The following is a 17,953-nucleotide window of genomic DNA, read 5'->3' on the forward strand; positions in this document are numbered from 1 at the left end:
CCGCTCCGGGCAGACGGCTTCGTCCCCCCCGGTCGTCGAAGCCGACTACCGGGGGACCTACGTCGTGAAAGCGTCCACGGGGTGGCACGGACCTGCGGCGATGCCGTTGCACACGTGGCCGGCCGCCCGCGCGGATGAGTCCTTCGGTGTCTCTCCGTGCGATCGGCAGCCGCAGTCGGCCGCCGCGTACCTCCTACGGCGTGTCCGGTGCCTTGCCGGCCAGGTAGACGGTGTTGGTCGAGGTGCCGCCCTGCAGGGGGTTGTCGAACTCGACGACATGGGCCGCTGCTCGTGCGAAGACCTCGGTGAGCACGGAGGTGAACAGGTCGTCGGGCGGGTCGTTGGACCACAGGGCGAACACCCCGTCGGGGTGGAGGTGCGCGGCGAGAGCGTGGAGCCCGGCGGGCTGGTAGAGCGCCGCGTGGCGCGGGTGGAGCACATGGCGCGGTGAATGGTCGACGTCCAGCAGGATGGCGTGGAAGCGACGGCCCGGCTCCTCGGGGTCCAGACCGCCGGGGTCGGCGGCCAGCGCGAAGAAGTCGCCGTGGACCAGACGGCAGCGGTCGTCCGACGTGAGCCGGGCTCCGAGCGGCACCAGGTGCCGTCGGTGCCAGTCGATGACCTCGGCGAGCGCGTCGATCACGGTCAGCGAGCGCACCCGGGGGTCGTCCAGGGCGGCCTGGGCGGTGTAGCCGAGTCCCAGTCCGCCGACGGCCACGTCCAGTCCGGTGTCCGGCAGCTCCGCCAGGGCGAGCTCGGTGAGCGCGATCTCGCCGCTGGTGAAGAGGCTGGACATCAGGAACTCGTCGCCGAGTTTCACCTCGTAGACGTCGCTTCCCGAGACCGGGTCGCGGCGTCGGCGCAGACTGATCTCACCCATCGGGGTCGGTTGCCAGTCGATCTCCTCCAAGCGCGGGCCCATCCGTTCACCTTTCTGACGTTCGTGGATGCACGGGGCTGGGCCCGGCGTGGCTCGACGCATGTTCCGCCGCCGTGCGGGGGCGCGGATTCGGGGTGGTGGCCCGGTCAGGCGTCGATGATGACGGGGATGATCAGCGGCCTGCGGCGGTGGGTGCGGAAGGCCCAGTTGGCCACGGCGCGGGCGATGAGCTGTTCGAGCTGGTGGGCGTCGCCGACGCCTTCCTGGGCGGCGGTGGCCAGCGTCTTCTCGATGACGGGGATGACCGGCTCGAAGGTGGTGTCGTCGTGGACGAAGCCGCGAGCCAGGAAGTCGGGGGCCTCGGCCAGCCCGCCGGTGTCGGCGTCGACGATGGCCACGACCGTGATGACGCCCTCCTGGGCGAGGGTGACCCGGTCCTTGAGGGACGCCTCGGTGGCGCCGCCGACTTCCATGCCGTCCACGTAGACATTGCCCGCGGGCACCTTGCCGGTGATGGAGGCGCGGCCGTCGACGAGGTCGACGACGACCCCGTCCTCGGCGATGACGACCCGGTCGGGGTCGACGCCGGTGCGGATGGCGAGGTCGGCGTTGGCCCGCAGGTGGCGGAACTCGCCGTGCACGGGCATGACGTTGCGGGGGCGGACGATGTTGTAGCAGTAGACGAGTTCGCCGGCGCTGGCGTGGCCGGAGACGTGCACCTTCGCGTTGCCCTTGTGGACGACGTTGGCGCCCCACCGGGTCAGGCCGTTGATCACCCGGTAGATGGCGTTCTCGTTGCCGGGGATGAGGGAGCTGGCGAGCAGGACGGTGTCGCCCTTGCCGATGCGGATCTGGTGGTCGCGGTTGGCCATCCGGGACAGGGCGGCCATCGGTTCGCCCTGGGATCCGGTGCACACCAGGGTGATCTTGTTGTCAGGGAGCTTCTCCAGCTCCTTGGTGTTCACGATCAGGTTGGACGGGACCTTGAGGTAGCCCAGATCGCGGGCGATGCCCATGTTGCGGACCATGGAGCGGCCCACGAAGGCCACCTTGCGGCCGTGCTGATGGGCGGCGTCCAGTACCTGCTGGATGCGGTGCACATGGCTGGCGAAGCTGGAGACGATGACCCGCCGCGGCGCGGTGCGCATCACTTGTTCGATCGCGGGGTTCAGTTCGCGTTCGGAGGTGGTGAAGCCGGGGACCTCGGCATTGGTGGAGTCGGTGAGGAACAGGTCCACACCCTCCTCGCCGAGGCGGGCGAAGGCACGAAGGTCGGTGATGCGGTCGTCAAGGGGGAACTGGTCCATCTTGAAGTCACCGGTGTGCAGCACCATCCCGGCTCCGGTGCGCAGGGCCACCGCGAGGCTGTCAGGGATGGAGTGGTTGACGGCTACGAACTCGCAGTCGAAGGGGCCGAAGCCGCGCCGGTCGCCCTCGCGCACGCGCACCGTGCGGGGCCTGATCCCGTGCTCCTTGAGCTTGGCCTCGATGAAGGCGAGGGTGAGCTTCGAGCCGACGAGGGGGATGTCCGCCCGCTCCCGCAGCAGGTAGGGCACGCCGCCGATGTGGTCCTCGTGGCCGTGGGTGAGGACGACGGCCACGATGTCGTCGAGGCGGTCCCGGATGGAGGTGAAGTCGGGCAGGATCACGTCCACGCCCGGCTGGTTCTCCTCGGGGAACAGCACACCGCAGTCCACGATCAGCAGCTTGCCTGCGTACTCGAACACGGTCATGTTGCGGCCGATTTCGCCCAGGCCACCCAGGGCGGTGACCCTCAGTCCTCCGTCAGGGAGCGGCGGGGCGGCTTTTAGTTCTGGGTGCGGATGGCTCATAGCCCCACGTTATCGAAGAGTGCGCCGTGCTGATCCACTGCCTGCACGGTGGACGCGAGGCGCGGTGCGCTGTCGGGCACCTCGGCGATGCCCCGGGGGAGAGACAGGTAACGGGGCGTGGGTGGCTCGGGCACTCCGCATCCTAGGGCACTCCGCATCAGCGATCACCCTCGGTTACTATGCTCACTTCATACCGGAAGTCGGAAGCCGGAAGTCGGAAGCCGGAAGTCGGAAGCCGGAAGCCGGAAGCCGGAAGCCGGAAGCCGGAACCCGGTGGCCGGAACCCGGAACCCGGTGGCCGGAGGCGGGGGCCGGAAGCAGGGGGCGGACGGCCATCGACGGACTGCTGGGGAGGCAGGGGATCCGCATGTCGGTCCAGACTTCCCAGGTTTTCCCCAGGGCTGACGACGGGCAGTTCCCCTGTTCGACGCCTCGAAGGCGATCATGAATTGCAAGGTCAATGAATCGGGTGGCCTGAGAAAATGCTGAGGGAAGTCAACGCAACCCGCTACATCGAACCCCTCCGGGCGGGCGGCTCCGTCCCCGGGATCGTCGAAGCGGACGACCTGGGCACCTACGTCGTGAAGTTCACCGGCTCGGCGCAGGGGCGCAAGGCGCTGGTCGCCGAGGTGATCGTCGGTGAGCTGGCGCGGGCGCTCGGCCTGCGCTTCCCCGAACTGGTCCTCGCGCACTTCGACCCGGCGATCGCCGAGAGCGAGCCCCACCAGGAGGTGCGGGAACTGCACGGCGCGAGCGCCGGTCTCAACCTCGGCATGGACTATCTGCCGGGCGCGAGGGACTTCACCCCTGAGGTAGCGAAGGCGTTCCGGGTGGACCCCCTCGAAGCCGGCCGGATCATCTGGCTCGACGCCCTCACGGTCAACGTCGACCGCACCGTGCACAGCTCGAACCTGATGATCTGGCCCACGCTCGGCATCGCGCCCGCGCGCCTCTGGCTGATCGACCACGGCGCGGCCCTCGTCTTCCACCACCGCTGGGACGCCTCCGACCCCACCAAGGCGTACGATTTCCGCCACCACGCCCTGGGCCACTACGCCCCCGACGTGCGCGCGGCGGATGCCGAACTCGCGCCGAAGGTGACGGAGGAACTGCTGCGGCGGATCGTCGCCGAGGTCCCGGACGCCTGGCTGCCCACCGAGGACGGCTTCGCGTCGCCCGCCGAGGTCCGGGACGCCTACGTCCGCTACCTCCGCGCGCGTGTGGAGGCCTCCGCCGCCTGGCTCCCCACCGACTTCCCCACCCGGGAGGAACTCGCCGCCGAGGAGGCCCTCCGTGCGGCGAAGACACAGCGAGGCCGTCCGAACTGGCTCAAACGGGTCCCCGACCTGCACGGCCAACCGGCGGCGGAACAGGATTGGTCGGTGCACCTCGGATGAGTCCCGTCGTACAGATCGAGTACTGCACCCAGTGCCGCTGGCTGCCGCGTGCGGCCTGGCTGGCGCAGGAACTGCTCACCACCTTCGAGACGGAGCTGACCGAGCTGTCGCTGAAGCCCGGCACCGGTGGCGTCTTCGTCGTCCGGGTCGACGACGAGGTGGTGTGGGACCGCCGCGACCAGGGCTTCCCCGAGCCGACGGCCGTCAAGCAGGCCGTACGCGACCGAGTGGCCCCGGGAAAATCCCTGGGCCACTCGGACAGGGCCGCGCCGGACAAGGACGCGCCGGAAAAGGACGCGCCGGTATAGGGCAGTGGGTCAGCCCTTGAGCTGCTCGTACGCCGGGAGGGTCAGGAAGTCGGCGTAGTCCTCGTCGAGGGCGACCTGGAGGAGCAGGTCATGGGCCTGCTGCCAGTGGCCGGCCGCGAAGGCCTCCTCGCCGACCTCGGCGCGGAGGGCGGCCAGTTCCTCGGCGGCGACCTTGCGGGCCAGCTCCGGCGTGGCCTTCTCGCCGTTCTCGAACTCGACGCCCGCGTTGATCCACTGCCAGATCTGGGAGCGGGAGATCTCTGCGGTGGCCGCGTCCTCCATGAGATTGAAGATCGCGACGGCGCCGAGGCCGCGCAGCCAGGCTTCGATGTAACGGATGCCGACCTGGACGGCGTTGACGAGACCGGGGTACGTCGGCCTGGCTTCGAGGGAGTCGACGGCGATCAGGTCGGCGGCCTTGACGTCGACGTCCTCGCGGAGGCGGTCCTTCTGGTTCGGCTTGTCGCCGAGAACCGCGTCGAAGGAGGCCATCGCGATCGGGACCAGGTCGGGGTGGGCGACCCAGGAGCCGTCGAAGCCGTCGTTCGCCTCACGGTCCTTGTCGGCCTTGACCTTCTCGAACGCGACCTTGTTGACCTCCTCGTCGCGCCGCGAGGGGATGAACGCGGCCATCCCGCCGATCGCGTGCGCGCCGCGCTTGTGGCAGGTGCGGACGAGGAGTTCGGTGTACGCCCGCATGAACGGGGCCGTCATCGTGACCGCGTTGCGGTCCGGGAGGACGAACTTGGCGCCGCCGTCGCGGAAGTTCTTCACGATGGAGAAGAGGTAGTCCCAGCGGCCCGCGTTCAACCCCGAGGCGTGGTCGCGGAGTTCGTAGAGGATCTCCTCCATCTCGTACGCGGCCGTGATCGTCTCGATCAGGACGGTCGCGCGGACGGTGCCCTGCGGGATGCCCACGTAGTCCTGCGCGAAGACGAAGACCTCGTTCCAGAGGCGGGCCTCCAGGTGCGACTCCGTCTTCGGGAGGTAGAAGTACGGGCCCTTGCCGAGGTCAAGGAGCCGCTGGGCGTTGTGGAAGAAGTACAGGCCGAAGTCGACGAGCGCGCCGGGGACGGGGGTGCCGTCGGCGTCGACGAGGTGGCGCTCGTCGAGGTGCCAGCCGCGCGGGCGCATGACGACCGTCGCCAGCTCCTCGTCGGGGCGCAGGGCGTACGACTTACCGGTGCGCTCGTCGGTGAAGTCGATGTTCCGGGTGTAGGCGTCGGCCATGTTCACCTGGCCGAGGACCACGTTCTCCCAGGTCGGCGCGGAGGCGTCCTCGAAGTCCGCGAGCCAGATCCTTGCCCCGGAGTTGAGGGCGTTGATCGTCATCTTGCGGTCGGTCGGGCCGGTGATCTCGACGCGGCGGTCGTCCAGGGCGGCCGGGGAGGGGGCCACCTTCCAGGAGTCGTCAGCGCGGATCGCGGCGGTCTCCGGGAGGAAGTCGAGCGTGGAGGTGCGGGCGATCTCGGCACGGCGCTCCGCGCGACGGGCCAGCAGCTCGTCACGCCGGGGCGTGAACCGGCGGTGCAGTTCGGCCACGAAGGCGAGGGCGGCGGGGTCGAGGACCTCGTCCTGGCGGGGCAGGGGCTCGGCGTCGACGATGGCCAGCGGGGACGGCGCTGGTGCGGACATGAGCTGTCACTTCCTTCAGCGGGCGTGGCACCGGGTGTCGGTCGACCCGGGTCGGGCTGTGAACGCCCTCGGATGAGTCGGGCGCTTCTGAGCAGTGGATACTAGTTTCCTCATGGTGGAAGTTCAATGTTTTGTTGATGTCGAGATTCTTCGGGTCGAGGGGTAGTGGCGCTCGATGTCATCGCGATCACGCAACGTGCCATGACGTGCCATGAGGTGACGTGACGTGCCATGGGGTGACGTGACGTCGTCGGGCCGCTCGGGGCCCTTCGCGCGTGGCGGCTCACTCCAGGTGGACCAGATCGGCCTCCGTGTCGATGTCGTACGGCAGTGCCACGTCCCCGCACTCGACGAGCGTGATCACCTCCTCGTGCGCCCGCAGATAGGCACGTGCCCCTCGGTCGCCGGTGGCAGTCTCCGCGACGGCGGCCCAGTGGGCGGAGCCGAGGAGGACGGGGTGGCCGCGGCGGCCGTCGTAGGTGGCCGCGACGAGCGCGCCGCCCGGTCGGCGAGGCGACGGGTCCGGCGGGTGTCCGGCCCGGTTCGGTGACGGCTCCGGCGGGCTGATGGGCTTGCGCGCGGCGAGGACGCGGGCCACCGCCTCCGGGCCGATGCCCGGCTGGTCGACGAGCGAGACCAGGACGGCGTCGGCGCCCGTCCCTGTCAGTGACTCCAGTCCGGCCCGCAGCGACGAGCCCATGCCCTCGGCCCACTCAGGGTTGTCCACCAGTACGCAGCCGGGCAGTTCGGCCCGGGCGCGTACGGTCGCGGCCTCGGCGCCGAGGACCACGTGGATCCGGGCGCAGCCGCCCGCCCGCAGCACCCCGACCGCGTGTTCGACCAGGGGGCGGCCGTGGTGGGTCAGCAGGGCCTTGGGCCGGCCGCCGAGGCGCCGCCCGCCCCCGGCGGCCAGCAGCAGCCCGACGACCTCGCTCCCGCCGGCCGTCGCGTCAGGGGCTGTGGGCCGGGCCGCGTTCCGGGGTGGGCTCTGGGCCTCGTGGTGCGTCATGTCCCCCTGCATACCCGACCCGGCGTGGGTGGCCGGTGAAGCCGGACGGGCCGGGCGTCGGCATTGTGGTGCCCGGGGACTGAATTTTCGTTCCCCGTAGTGGCGTTCGACACACGGTTGGCGTTTACTGGCCCGCGCCACCCCCGGCGCCCGACCGACGCCACCGGGTGGCGGGCCGTGCTCGGGTGCACGGCCGTGACTCGCGCACGAGGGAGTGGGCGAGAGGGGGAGAGGGCTGTGTTGCGGAGCTTGGGGCAGAGGCCAGTGACCGGCAGTGACGAGGATCCGAAAGTGGCGGGGTTGCGCTCGGCCGTGTCCCGGCTGCGTCGTGAACTGGCCGCGCATCCGGCGGAGTTCCCCGACCGGGGGATCGCGGAGGACGAGTTGGCGGCGCTTGCGGCGATGGCTGTCACCGGTATGCCCGAGGTTCCGCGGTTGCGGCGCTCCCTGTTGCTGATCGCGGGGTCCATCGGGTCGGTGAGTGCGTTGGCCAGAGGCCTCGCGGACGTCCGTACGGCGGTGGAGCTGTTCGGGGAGCCGCCGCGGCGCTGAGTGCGTTTTCTTCGCCCTCGCTGCCCTCGCTGCCCTCGCCGCCCCCGCCCGTCCCTGCCCGTCCCATCCTCAAGGGGTGGTGCCCCTTTGTCCCCGGGCGTGGGTTCGCCGTGGTTGCTCGCGCGGTTCTCCCGCGCCCCTGAAGTGCGGGGCTGCGCCCCGTGCTTCTCGGGGCGTGCCCGTTCACCAGCGGCCGGGCACCGGGCCCGTCAGTTTCCCGCGGTTGAACTCGCCAGTGCCTCCGACAGTTCCACCGCCACCTGCTGCAGCACCGGCACGATGCGTTCCGTCGCCGACTCGGTGACCCGGCCCGCCGGGCCGGAGATGGAAATGGCCGCGGCGGTGGGGGAGTTGGGGACGGAGACGGCGAGGCAGCGGACGCCGATCTCCTGTTCGTTGTCGTCGACCGCGTAGCCAAGGGCGCGTACGTCGTGGAGGGCGGCGAGGAAGCCGTCGGGGGTGGTGATCGTCTTGTCCGTGGCGGCCGGCATGCCCGTACGGGCCAGCAGGGCGCGGACCTCGTCGGCCGGGAAGTCGGCGAGGAGGGCCTTGCCGACGCCGGTGGAGTGGGGTAGTACCCGGCGGCCCACCTCGGTGAACATTCGCATGGAGTGCTTGGACGGCACCTGGGCGACGTACACGATCTCGTCGCCGTCGAGGAGCGCCATGTTCGCCGTCTCGCCGGTCTCCTCCACGAGGCGTGCGAGGTAGGGGCGCGCCCAGGTGCCGAGCAGTCGGGACGCGGACTCGCCGAGGCGGATCAGGCGCGGGCCGAGGGCGTACCGCCGGTTGGGCTGCTGGCGCACGTATCCGCAGACGACCAGTGTCCGCATCAGCCGGTGGATGGTCGGCAGCGGCAGCCCGCTGCTCGCGGACAGCTCGCTGAGACCCACCTCGCCGCCCGCGTCCGCCATCCGCTCCAGCAGATCGAAGGCGCGCTCGAGGGACTGGACACCACCGGAGGACGACTTGGGGGAGTCGGTCGTGTGGGCGCTGGCGCTGGACGTCGGCACGGGCGCGGTCCTTTCGGATGGCAGGGGAGGTCGCAGCCTACCGGGCAGTTCATTGACTACTCGCTTGCGCGTCACTACGTTCTGCTCAGTGGAAGTCTAATTCCGTCTTGTGAAAACATCCAGAGTGGATGCGGTGGGGGCACAGTGGAGGGGGTGCCCTTGACGGGGTGGGGGCGGGGGTGAAAACTCCTTCAACAGAACGTTGAATTCCGTTAAGCGGAGGTAAATTCCGTTACGCGGAAGTGAACAGCGGTACGGCGAGAGGGGTCCCGGTGTCCGAGGCTGAACTGGTGTTGCGCTCGACGCGCGTCATCACCCCCGACGGATCGCGCCCCGCCGCGGTCGCCGTCGCGGACGGCACGATCACGGCCGTACTCCCGTACGACACCGCCGTACCGTCCGGTGCCCGTCTGGAGGACCTCGGCGACCACGTCCTGCTGCCCGGCCTCGTCGACACCCATGTGCATGTGAACGACCCCGGCCGCACGCACTGGGAGGGCTTCTGGACCGCCACACGCGCCGCGGCGGCCGGCGGCATCACCACCCTCGTCGACATGCCGCTCAACTCCCTCCCGCCGACCACGACGGTCGACCACCTCCGCACGAAACGCGAGGTCGCCGCCGACAAGGCCCACATCGACGTCGGCTTCTGGGGTGGCGCTCTGCCCGCCAACGTCAAGGATCTGCGTCCCCTGCACGACGCCGGGGTGTTCGGCTTCAAGGCGTTCCTGTCGCCGTCGGGCGTGGACGAGTTCCCGCACCTCGACCAGGACGGGCTCGCCCGGTCCCTGGCCGAGATCGCCGGCTTCGGCGGACTCCTCATCGTCCACGCCGAGGACCCGCACCACCTCGACGCGGCCCCGCAGCAGGGCGGCCCCAGGTACGCCGACTTCCTCGCATCCCGCCCGCGCGACGCCGAGGACACCGCCATCGCGACCCTCATCGCCGAGGCCCGGCGGCTCGACGCGCGTGTCCACGTCCTCCACCTCTCCTCCAGTGACGCGCTCCCGCTGATCGCCGAGGCCAAGCGGGACGGCGTACGCATCACCGTCGAGACGTGCCCGCACTACCTCACCCTCACCGCCGAGGAAGTCCCGGACGGGGCGAGCGAGTTCAAGTGCTGCCCGCCCATCCGGGAGTCCGCCAATCAGGACCTCCTCTGGCAGGCCCTCGCTGACGGCACGATCGACTGCGTGGTCACCGACCACTCCCCGTCGACGGCCGACCTGAAGACCGACGACTTCGCCACCGCCTGGGGCGGCATCTCCGGCCTGCAGTTGAGCCTCGCGGCGGTCTGGACGGAGGCCCGCAGGCGCGGCCACGGCCTGGAGGACGTGGTCCGCTGGATGTCGTCACGCACGGCCGAACTGGTCGGCCTGGACGACCGCAAGGGCGCCATCGAGGCGGGCCGCGACGCCGACTTCGCCGTCCTCGCCCCGGACGAGACCTTCACCGTCGACCCGGCCGCACTCCACCACCGCAACCGCGTCACCGCGTACGCCGGCAGAACCCTGTACGGCGTGGTCAGGTCCACCTGGCTGCGCGGCGAACGCATCGTCGCGGACGGCGAGTTCACCACCCCGAAGGGACAACTCCTCACCCGCACCCACTGATTCACCCTCCGCACCCGCAGCGGCCGACAACCGAAAGGCAGACCTGATCATCGTGACGGCGCAGCAGCACTCCCCGTTGGCGAGCTTCACCGGCGACGCGAGCCCGTACGGCGGCGGTGACCCGTACGCGGACTACCGCACCGCCGACTTCCCCTTCACCCGGTACGCGGACCTCGCCGACCGCAGGCTCGGTGCCGGTGTGGTCGCCGCCAACGACGAGTTCTTCGCCCAGCGCGATAACCTGCTGGTGCCCGAACGCGCCGAGTTCGACCCCGAGCACTTCGGGCACAAGGGCAAGATCATGGACGGCTGGGAGACGCGGCGCCGCCGGGGCGCCTCGGCCGACCACCCCTGGCCGACGGCCGACGACCACGACTGGGCCCTGATCCGCCTCGGCGCGCCCGGCGTGATCCGAGGGATCGTCGTCGACACGGCCCACTTCCGCGGCAACTACCCGCAGGCGGTCTCCGTCGAGGGTGCGTCCGTGTCCGGTTCCCCGTCGCCGGAGGAACTGCTCGCCGACGACGTGAAGTGGACGACTCTCGTCCCGCGCACCCCGGTCGGCGGCCACGCGGCGAACGGCTTCCAGGTATCCGTCGAGCAGCGCTTCACCCACCTCCGCCTGAACCAGCACCCCGACGGAGGCATCGCCCGCCTCCGCGTGTACGGCGAGGTCGTGCCGGACCCGGTCTGGCTGGCGGCCCTCGGCACCTTCGACGTGGTCGCCCTGGAGAACGGCGGCCGGGCCGAGGACGCCTCCAACCTCTTCTACTCACCAGCCACCAACACCATCCAGCCCGGCCGCGCCCGGGTGATGCACGAGTGCTGGGAGACCCGCCGCCGCCGCGACCAGGGCAACGACTGGATCCGCTACCGCCTGGCCGCCCAGTCCGAGATCCGTGCCCTGGAGATCGACACGGCGTACCTCAAGGGCAACGCGGCCGGCTGGGCCACGGTCTCGGTGAAGGACGGCGAAGACGGCGGCGACTGGACCGAGATCCTCCCCCGCACCCGCCTCCAGCCCGACACCACCCACCGCTTCGTCCTCGACGCCCCGGTCGTGGCCACCCATGCCCGCGTCGACATCTACCCTGACGGCGGCATCTCCCGCCTGCGCCTTTTCGGCTCACTGACGCAAGAGGGCAAGACCCGCCTGGCGGCCCGCCACCAGGAACTGGGCGGCTAGGAAGATCAAGGGGCGTACCCCCTCGCACGCAGGGGCGCGGGGAACTGCGCGACAAGCCACGACGCTCCGGCACGTAGGCAGGTAGGCAGGTAGGCAGGTATGCGGGCCGCCCCCTCACCCCCGGCGGGGGTGAGGGGGCGGCAAGCCCCCAGACGCAGTCCGGGGTCGAAGGGCAGCGCTCCTGGGGGACAGGACAGGACGGGGCGGGGCGGGGCGGTTAGGGGCGGCGGGGCGATCCCCTCACGCCGCATGCCCCCCGTCCACCGAGAACTCCGCCCCGGTCACATACTCCGCCCCCGCCAGATACACCACCATCGACGCCACTTCCGCAGCCGTCCCGAACCTCCCCAGCGCGGTCATCCCCGCCTGCCCCGCCGCATACGGCCCGCCCGCCGGATTCATGTCCGTGTCCGTCGGCCCCGGATGCACGACGTTCGCGGTGATCCCCCGCCCACCCAGCTCCCTGGCCAGCGCCTTCGTCAACCCGACCAGCGCCGACTTGCTCATCGCGTAGAGCGTCCCGCCGGGACCGGGCACCCGCTGCGTCATACACGTCCCCACGGTGATGATCCGACCGCCGCGCCCCATCCGGGCCGCGGCGGCCTGGGACGCCAGGAAGACCCCCCGCACGTTCACGGCGAGCACCCGGTCCACCTCGGCGAGCGGCAGGCTCTCCAGTGGCCCCAGCACCCCGACGCCGACGTTGTTCACGAGCACGTCCAGCCGCCCGCCCAGCGCCTCGGCCGCCAGGCGCACCGCGCCCGCCGCCTCCTCGGGGTCCCCGGAGTCCGCGCGCAGGGCCACTCCCCGCCGCCCGAGCGCCTCCACGGCCCGTACGACCTCCTCGGCCCCCTCCTTGCCGCGTATGTACGTGACCGCCACGTCCGCGCCGTCCCGGGCCAGCCGCACCGCCGTGGCGGCACCGATGCCACGGCTGCCGCCGGTCACGAGTGCGACCTTGCCGTCGAGGGGCCGGCCGCCCCGCGAGAGGGCGCCGTCGTTCGACGGGCCGCCGTCGTTCAGATTTCCGTTCGCTTCAGTCATGCCCCCATCCCACTCCCGACCCCGCCCGACCGCTGGCGGGGAACGGACGTCGAGGTCCCGCCCGGGTGTTCCGCGGCATCGGATCCTCGGCCCACCGATGAGTTGCGGGCACTACCGGGGTCTGCCCTGATGACAAAAGAGCTCACGGACACGGACCCACCGGACAACGGACCCACCGGACAACGGACGCTCGGCCGGACAACGGCCCTCCGCCCCCGCGCATCGAAAGCAGGCACCCACCATGGGCAAGCTCTCCCTCACCTCCTTCGTCACCCTCGACGGCGTCCACCAGGCCCCCGGCGGCCCCAACGAGGACCGCCGCGACGGCTTCGAACAGGGCGGCTGGAGTGTCCCGTACGGGGACGAGGACTTCGGACGGTTCATCGACGGAGTCTTCGGCCGCGTCGGCGCCTTCCTGCTGGGCCGCAGGACGTACGAGATCTTCGCCGCCCACTGGCCGAAGGTCACCGACCCGGCGGACCCTGTCGCGGGGAAGCTCAACTCCCTGCCCAAGTACGTCGTTTCGAACACCGTCACCAACCCCGAATGGAAGGGCACGACCGTGCTCTCGGGCGACCTCGCCAAGGAGGTCACCGCCCTCAAGGAGCGCACCGACGGCGAGGTACAGGTCCACGGCAGCGGAGACCTCGCGAGGTCGTTGCTCGCCCTCGACCTGGTCGACACCCTGCACCTGCTGACGTTCCCGGTCGTCCTCGGCGCGGGCCGCCGCCTCTTCGCCGAGGGTGCTCTCCCGACAGCGTTCCGCCATGCCGGGGGCAGCATCACGAGCACCGGCGTCTCGATCCAGTCCTACGAGCGTGTGGGTCGCCCCGAGTACGGCACATACGAACTCCCGGAGAACGCCTGACCTGCGACGGGCCGCCCGCGGTCGACGGTGTGAAGATCGTGGGTGCCCTCGTGAACTCAGGTCGACTCCCTGAGGACTTATCGGACGCGCCCGAAGAATCATGGAACTTGTCATTGACATGTCACTGTCTACGCGCGTCATCATGTGGCCATGCGATTCCCCCCACGAGCAACACGCTCACGAGCAACACGCTCACGAGCAACACACATCGGAGCGGCAGCCGCCCTCCTGTCCGCCCCCCGGGCCGGCGGCACCGTCGCCGCCGCCCTGGGGGGCGCCGCCACGACCGCCGTCGGCGGCACCGCCGCCCCCTACGCGTCCTTCGACCTGGCCGACCACGACTGCTGAGCCCCAGCCCCAGCCCCGGACCCCGTCGGGTCCGGCGTCATCCGTCCCGGCCGTCTGTTCATCCCCCACCGGGCAGACGGCCGGGCGGGCCGCCGCTCACCGGACGGTCGCCGCTGTCACCACGTCACCCGGGCTTCCGGCTCTCCGGTATCAGCCGGACTTCCGGCTCTCGGCCGCCGCGAACAGGGCGAGCGCCAGGACGATCAGCGCGATGCTCACATAGATCTCGTAGCCGTCCAGGGTGCTCCACCGCTGTGTCACCCCCCACCCCAGCTTGCCGGTGAGTTCGTACACGAGACCGCCGGCGCCCTGCAGCAGGGCGAGGACGCCGAGAAACTCCAACAACTGCTTCATGTCCAGGATCCTCGCCCCGCGGTCCGCCCACATTCATCGGCCGCGGGGCGGGGCCTGTCCGACGGGAGTACCGATCCGCGGCGCGGCGGGTCGCCGAAAGTCGACGAGCCCACGACTTTGGTCGCGATCACCGGCGGAGGGGAGGTGGCGGCGGCCGTCTCTGCGTAGATTTGTCGACCGTGAGTGGTGACAAGCCGGCGCAGGAGCCCCCGACCTTCCCGAGGCGGAGCTGGCTGTTGCCGTCGGCCCTGCTCGACCCCGACCCCGGCCGGGGTCCCGGCCACGACTCCGACCGCCCCGGAAGGCGGCCCAAGCGGACCGCGCGCGACTGGGTCGTCGACTTCACCTGCTTCCTGCTGGCCGTGCTCATCGGTCTCCTGGGTGCGGACACGGTCAGGAACGAGCCCGACCTGCCGCAGGCCTTCGCCGTCCTCGACCAGGTGCTGGGCGCGCTCGCCTGCGCCGCCGTCTGGCTGCGCCGGCGCTGGCCCGTCGGTCTCGCCGTGGCGATGGTCCCGGTCTGCTTCGTCTCCAACACCGCGGGCGGCGCCGGCCTGGTCGCCCTCTTCACCCTCACCGTGCACCGGCCCTTCCGGTACGTGGCATGGATCGGCGGCGTGTCCCTCGCCCTCAACCCGCTGTTCTTCTGGCTGCGCCCCGACCCGGACGTCACCTACCCCTGGTCGGTCATCCTCACCGTGCTGCTCACCGCCGCCATCGTCGGCTGGGGCATGTTCGTGCGCTCCAAGCGGCAGCTCATGCTGAGCTTCCGGGACCGCGCCCGGCGCGCCGAGACGGAGGCGGCGCTCCGGGCCGAGCAGGCGCAACGCCTCGCCCGCGAGGCCATCGCGCGCGAGATGCACGACGTCCTGGCGCACCGCCTGACCCTGCTGAGCGTGCACGCGGGCGCGCTGGAGTTCCGGCCCGACGCACCCCGCGCCGAGATCGTCCGTGCGGCGGGCGTCATCCGGGAGAGCGCCCACGAGGCCCTGCAGGATCTACGGGAGATCATCGGGGTGCTGCGCGCGGGCGAGCCCGACGACGCGGGGCGCCCCCAGCCGACCCTCGCCGCGCTCGACACGCTCGTCTCCGAGTGCCGCGAGGCCGGCATGAAGGTCGCCCTCGACCAGCACGTCACCGACCGTGCCGCCGTCCCCGCCGCCGTCGGCCGTACCGCCTACCGCATCGCCCAGGAGTGCCTGACCAACGCCCGAAAGCACGCCCCCGGCGCCGAGGTCACCGTCACCGTCGCGGGCGCCCCCGGCGACGGACTCACCGTCTCCGTGCGCAACCCGGCGCCTCCTGGGGAGGTCCCGCCCGTCCCCGGCTCCGGTCAGGGCCTCATCGGCCTCACCGAACGCGCCACACTGGCCGGGGGCCGCCTCGACCACGGACCCGAGCGGGACGGCGGGTTCGCGGTGCGGGCCTGGCTGCCCTGGGTCTGACCACGGGCTTCGACCGGCGGCCGGGCACCGGCCGCGTTCCTGGGCCGAACACGGGCATCGGTGTGCGCGACGCCATCTCGTTCTCCATGATTGCGAGTTGACTCGCACGACCCGTACGACTCGCACAACGCGTAGGCGCGACGTGTACGAGTCGTGCGACGCGTACGAGCCGTGCGAACCGTTCGGCACAGAACACCTGGTGGGTCTCGGGAGGGACAGCAGAGTGAGTTTCGGGGGACAGAACCAGTATCAGCCGCCCTGGCAGCCGAACGGAGGGCCGTACCCCCCGCCTCCACCACCACCCCAGGGTCCGTATGGCCCGCCCCAGCCGGGCCCGCCGTACGGCCCAGGTTCCCCATATCCGTATGGGACTCATCCCTGTGCCCCACAGCCGCCGCCCACGCTCGTGCGGCGGTTGCGGGAGGACGAATGGCCGCCACTGAGGGAGTTCCTGAGTGGGCTGCGGTTGCACGGCTGCCTCTGGGCGATGGCCGTGATGTGCGCCTGGCCGATGGTGTTCGGTCTGCTGGTGGGCTACCCGCTGGCCCGCTCGGCCCGCCGCCCGGCCCGGCGGATCTTCCCCTCCCGCGCCCGTCACCGTTTGCTGGACGACGACGTGACGCGGCTGCAGCGCAGACGGGCCTGGACGGCCACCGTGATGTCCCTGGTGATCCTTGCGGCGTACGGCAAGCCCGAGGACGTGGACCAGGCCCAACAGCAGTTCACGATGCGGCTGTTCATCACCCCCTGGCTGCTGCTCCTCAGCGCGCCCGTGGTCGTCGCGGCCCTCTTCCGCTGGTCGTCGCCGGCCACGCGACGGGCCATGCGCGCCCCGCTGCGCACCGCCGGGAAATCGGCCCTGTGGTACGTCGGCGCCTTCACCGCCGTGCCGCTCCTCGGCGGGGCGATCTACTACACACGCACCTACCCGGGGAAGGACATGAACGTCTGGGCGCCGTTCGCCCTCCTCGTGCCGCTGCTCTGGGTACTGCTCTTCATCGCCTTCGCCTCCGGGCCCGCCGTGCGCAGCGCCTTCAACACCGTCGACGTGCACCCGGCGCTCCCCGCGCTGCTCACCGGCGGACTGGTGTGGGAGTTCTCCGCCATCAACCTGGCCTTCGGCGGGCTGCCGCCGGGCCCGCCCCTGGTCCAGCTCGCCGCCCTCGTCGGCGGCCCGGCCTCGGTGACCGCCGTCGCGTGGTGGGAGGTACGCCGCCTGCGCACCCGGTACGGGGTACGCCTGCGCGGCTGAGGGGCGTCCGGCCGGTACCGACCACGCCGCACTCCGCGGACACAGGCCGGCCGAGGGGCCCTTACACGGTCCGGTCAGGCCGTACGCGGCACCACGCGCTGCCCCGCGGACCCGTACACCCACGCCGACGCCTCGTCGATGAAATCGCCGGGGAAGCCGAGGCGGAAGGCGGTGGTCTCCTCCAGCCGGGCCAGTACCTCCTCGGGGAGGACGAGCCGGGCGGCACCGAGATTGTCCATGAGCTGCTCGACGCGGCGGGCGCCGAGGATGGGGTGCACGGCGGGGGAGTGGGCCATGGTCCAGGCGATCGCGATCTGGGCCGGGGTGGCGCCGAGTTCGTCCGCGGCGCTCTGCACGGCCTCCGCGACCGCCCGCTCACGGTCCCCGATCGACTCGGCGGACAGTCGGGTCGCGGTGCCCGGCGTCACCCCGCCCGGGCGGGTGTACTTGCCGGACAGGACGCCGTTCTGCAGGGGACTCCAGGCCGCCACCGACATGCCGAACGCCTCCGCCATCGGCAGCAGCTCACGCTCGATGTCCCGGTTGAGCAGGCTGTACGGCACCTGGAGCGCCGACAGCGCCGACCAACCCCGCCATTCGGCCAGGGTGTTGGCGCGCGAGACCACCCAGGCGGGGGCGTCCGAGATGCCGACGTACAGCACCTTCCCGGACCGTACGGCGTCGTCGAGGGCGCGCATCGTCTCCTCGACCGGGGTGTTCCGGTCCCAGATGTGCACCCAGTAGATGTCGATGTAGTCGGTGCCCAGGCGCCGCAGGCTCGTCTCCAGGGACAGCGCGAGGTTCTTGCGGTGGTTGCCCGCGGCGTTGGGGTCGCTGCCGTCGCGGGAGACGGTGTACTTGGTGGACAGCACGAACCGGTCGCGCCGCCCCTTGAGGAGTTCGCCGACGATCCGCTCGCTCTCCCCGCCCCGGTAGTTGACCGCCGTGTCGATCACATTGCCGCCGGCCTCCGCGTACACGTCGAGGATCCGCGCGCACTCCTCCGGGGGCGCCCCCACTCCACCCTGCTCCCCGAACGTCATGGCGCCGAGGAACAGCTCGGAGACGCGGAGCCCGGTCCGGCCCAGGAGTCGGTAACGCACCCAAAACCTCCGTCAGTTGAATGGCGTACCGACCGACACTAACGGGTCGGCCCAGGACAACGCGGCGGTCCGGGCGCGGCGTCATTACGGTAGTGCTCCATGACCGACATCCGA

At 71.1% G+C, this 17,953-nt stretch carries 17 protein-coding genes; 9 read left to right on the forward strand and 8 right to left on the reverse strand.

The annotated features are described in order from the left end of the window. Positions 1 to 193 precede the first annotated feature (193 nt). Both OG858_RS36635 and OG858_RS36640 read right to left on the reverse strand, forming a co-directional pair. The gene (locus OG858_RS36635; RefSeq protein WP_086750899.1) at positions 194 to 922 is read right to left on the reverse strand and encodes a polyamine aminopropyltransferase; all 729 of its coding nucleotides are present in this window, start codon (positions 920 to 922) and stop codon (positions 194 to 196) included. 104 nt (positions 923 to 1,026) lie between these two features. Then, the gene (locus OG858_RS36640; protein ID WP_086750898.1) at positions 1,027 to 2,712 is read right to left on the reverse strand and encodes a ribonuclease J; all 1,686 of its coding nucleotides are present in this window, start codon (positions 2,710 to 2,712) and stop codon (positions 1,027 to 1,029) included. A 482-nt stretch (positions 2,713 to 3,194) separates the two neighbouring features. Here OG858_RS36640 and OG858_RS36645 point away from each other — a divergent pair, with 482 nt between their 5' ends. Together OG858_RS36645 and OG858_RS36650 are read left to right on the forward strand one after the other, a co-directional pair. Continuing rightward, positions 3,195 to 4,109, forward strand: coding sequence for a HipA family kinase (locus tag OG858_RS36645; protein WP_086750897.1), 915 nt, complete (start codon positions 3,195 to 3,197; stop codon positions 4,107 to 4,109). Next, positions 4,106 to 4,417 (forward strand): SelT/SelW/SelH family protein, encoded by a 312-nt coding sequence (locus OG858_RS36650; protein ID WP_086750896.1) that lies wholly within the window; start codon positions 4,106 to 4,108, stop codon positions 4,415 to 4,417. Before OG858_RS36645 ends, OG858_RS36650 begins: the two co-directional genes overlap by 4 nt. 9 nt (positions 4,418 to 4,426) lie before the next feature. Here OG858_RS36650 and aceB read toward each other — a convergent pair whose 3' ends face one another. Both aceB and OG858_RS36660 read right to left on the reverse strand, forming a co-directional pair. After that, complete coding sequence (gene aceB / locus OG858_RS36655) at positions 4,427 to 6,052, reverse strand: malate synthase A (RefSeq protein ID WP_319266803.1); 1,626 nt, start codon at positions 6,050 to 6,052, stop codon at positions 4,427 to 4,429. Between the two features lie 283 nt (positions 6,053 to 6,335). After that, positions 6,336 to 7,061, reverse strand: coding sequence for a nucleotidyltransferase family protein (locus OG858_RS36660; RefSeq protein ID WP_086750894.1), 726 nt, complete (start codon positions 7,059 to 7,061; stop codon positions 6,336 to 6,338). Positions 7,062 to 7,298: 237 nt separating this feature from the next. Between OG858_RS36660 and OG858_RS36665 the strand changes: the two genes are divergently transcribed. Continuing rightward, on the forward strand, positions 7,299 to 7,613 hold the full coding sequence (locus OG858_RS36665; RefSeq protein WP_037703899.1) for a DUF5955 family protein: 315 nt from the start codon (positions 7,299 to 7,301) through the stop codon (positions 7,611 to 7,613). A gap of 209 nt (positions 7,614 to 7,822) precedes the next feature. Here OG858_RS36665 and OG858_RS36670 read toward each other — a convergent pair whose 3' ends face one another. Further along, positions 7,823 to 8,626, reverse strand: coding sequence for an IclR family transcriptional regulator (locus OG858_RS36670; RefSeq protein WP_319064205.1), 804 nt, complete (start codon positions 8,624 to 8,626; stop codon positions 7,823 to 7,825). 272 nt (positions 8,627 to 8,898) lie between these two features. On the opposite strand from OG858_RS36670, the gene allB reads away from it, so the two are divergent. Both allB and alc read left to right on the forward strand, forming a co-directional pair. Continuing rightward, on the forward strand, positions 8,899 to 10,239 hold the full coding sequence (allB, locus tag OG858_RS36675; protein WP_086754128.1) for an allantoinase AllB: 1,341 nt from the start codon (positions 8,899 to 8,901) through the stop codon (positions 10,237 to 10,239). 52 nt (positions 10,240 to 10,291) lie between these two features. Continuing rightward, positions 10,292 to 11,425 carry an allantoicase gene (gene alc / locus OG858_RS36680; protein ID WP_328544035.1) on the forward strand — a complete coding sequence of 378 codons (1,134 nt, stop codon included), beginning with the start codon at positions 10,292 to 10,294 and terminating at the stop codon, positions 11,423 to 11,425. Positions 11,426 to 11,665: 240 nt separating this feature from the next. Here the strand turns inward: alc and OG858_RS36685 are convergent, their stop codons facing one another. After that, on the reverse strand, positions 11,666 to 12,469 hold the full coding sequence (locus OG858_RS36685) for an SDR family oxidoreductase (RefSeq protein ID WP_319064203.1): 804 nt from the start codon (positions 12,467 to 12,469) through the stop codon (positions 11,666 to 11,668). A gap of 241 nt (positions 12,470 to 12,710) precedes the next feature. On the opposite strand from OG858_RS36685, the gene OG858_RS36690 reads away from it, so the two are divergent. Continuing rightward, positions 12,711 to 13,337: a dihydrofolate reductase family protein gene (locus OG858_RS36690; RefSeq protein ID WP_086754596.1), complete on the forward strand. Its 627-nt coding sequence runs from the start codon at positions 12,711 to 12,713 to the stop codon at positions 13,335 to 13,337. A 150-nt stretch (positions 13,338 to 13,487) separates the two neighbouring features. Continuing rightward, on the forward strand, positions 13,488 to 13,685 hold the full coding sequence (locus OG858_RS36695) for a hypothetical protein (protein WP_319064301.1): 198 nt from the start codon (positions 13,488 to 13,490) through the stop codon (positions 13,683 to 13,685). Positions 13,686 to 13,835: 150 nt separating this feature from the next. Here OG858_RS36695 and OG858_RS36700 read toward each other — a convergent pair whose 3' ends face one another. Next, complete coding sequence (locus OG858_RS36700; protein WP_086753050.1) at positions 13,836 to 14,039, reverse strand: hypothetical protein; 204 nt, start codon at positions 14,037 to 14,039, stop codon at positions 13,836 to 13,838. 179 nt (positions 14,040 to 14,218) lie between these two features. Here OG858_RS36700 and OG858_RS36705 point away from each other — a divergent pair, with 179 nt between their 5' ends. Continuing rightward, positions 14,219 to 15,484 (forward strand): sensor histidine kinase, encoded by a 1,266-nt coding sequence (locus OG858_RS36705; RefSeq protein WP_179201407.1) that lies wholly within the window; start codon positions 14,219 to 14,221, stop codon positions 15,482 to 15,484. 406 nt (positions 15,485 to 15,890) lie between these two features. Continuing rightward, positions 15,891 to 16,736 (forward strand): hypothetical protein, encoded by an 846-nt coding sequence (locus OG858_RS36710; protein ID WP_319064202.1) that lies wholly within the window; start codon positions 15,891 to 15,893, stop codon positions 16,734 to 16,736. A gap of 74 nt (positions 16,737 to 16,810) precedes the next feature. Here the strand turns inward: OG858_RS36710 and OG858_RS36715 are convergent, their stop codons facing one another. Further along, on the reverse strand, positions 16,811 to 17,839 hold the full coding sequence (locus OG858_RS36715; RefSeq protein ID WP_086747503.1) for an aldo/keto reductase: 1,029 nt from the start codon (positions 17,837 to 17,839) through the stop codon (positions 16,811 to 16,813). Positions 17,840 to 17,953 lie beyond the last annotated feature (114 nt).

Origin of the sequence: Streptomyces europaeiscabiei (assembly GCF_036346855.1) — a bacterium.
GTDB lineage: Bacteria > Actinomycetota > Actinomycetes > Streptomycetales > Streptomycetaceae > Streptomyces > Streptomyces europaeiscabiei.

Excerpts from the sequence above, each read along its gene's own strand:
- OG858_RS36635 (WP_086750899.1), bottom strand. The coding sequence starts at position 922 with ATGGGCCCGCGCTTGGAGGAGATCGACTGGCAACCGACCCCGATGGGT.
- OG858_RS36640 (WP_086750898.1), bottom strand. The coding sequence starts at position 2,712 with ATGAGCCATCCGCACCCAGAACTAAAAGCCGCCCCGCCGCTCCCTGAC.
- OG858_RS36645 (WP_086750897.1), top strand. The coding sequence starts at position 3,195 with ATGCTGAGGGAAGTCAACGCAACCCGCTACATCGAACCCCTCCGGGCG.
- OG858_RS36650 (WP_086750896.1), top strand. The coding sequence starts at position 4,106 with ATGAGTCCCGTCGTACAGATCGAGTACTGCACCCAGTGCCGCTGGCTG.
- aceB (WP_319266803.1), bottom strand. The coding sequence starts at position 6,052 with ATGTCCGCACCAGCGCCGTCCCCGCTGGCCATCGTCGACGCCGAGCCC.
- OG858_RS36660 (WP_086750894.1), bottom strand. The coding sequence starts at position 7,061 with ATGACGCACCACGAGGCCCAGAGCCCACCCCGGAACGCGGCCCGGCCC.
- OG858_RS36685 (WP_319064203.1), bottom strand. The coding sequence starts at position 12,469 with ATGACTGAAGCGAACGGAAATCTGAACGACGGCGGCCCGTCGAACGAC.
- OG858_RS36690 (WP_086754596.1), top strand. The coding sequence starts at position 12,711 with ATGGGCAAGCTCTCCCTCACCTCCTTCGTCACCCTCGACGGCGTCCAC.
- OG858_RS36695 (WP_319064301.1), top strand. The coding sequence starts at position 13,488 with ATGCGATTCCCCCCACGAGCAACACGCTCACGAGCAACACGCTCACGA.
- OG858_RS36700 (WP_086753050.1), bottom strand. The coding sequence starts at position 14,039 with ATGAAGCAGTTGTTGGAGTTTCTCGGCGTCCTCGCCCTGCTGCAGGGC.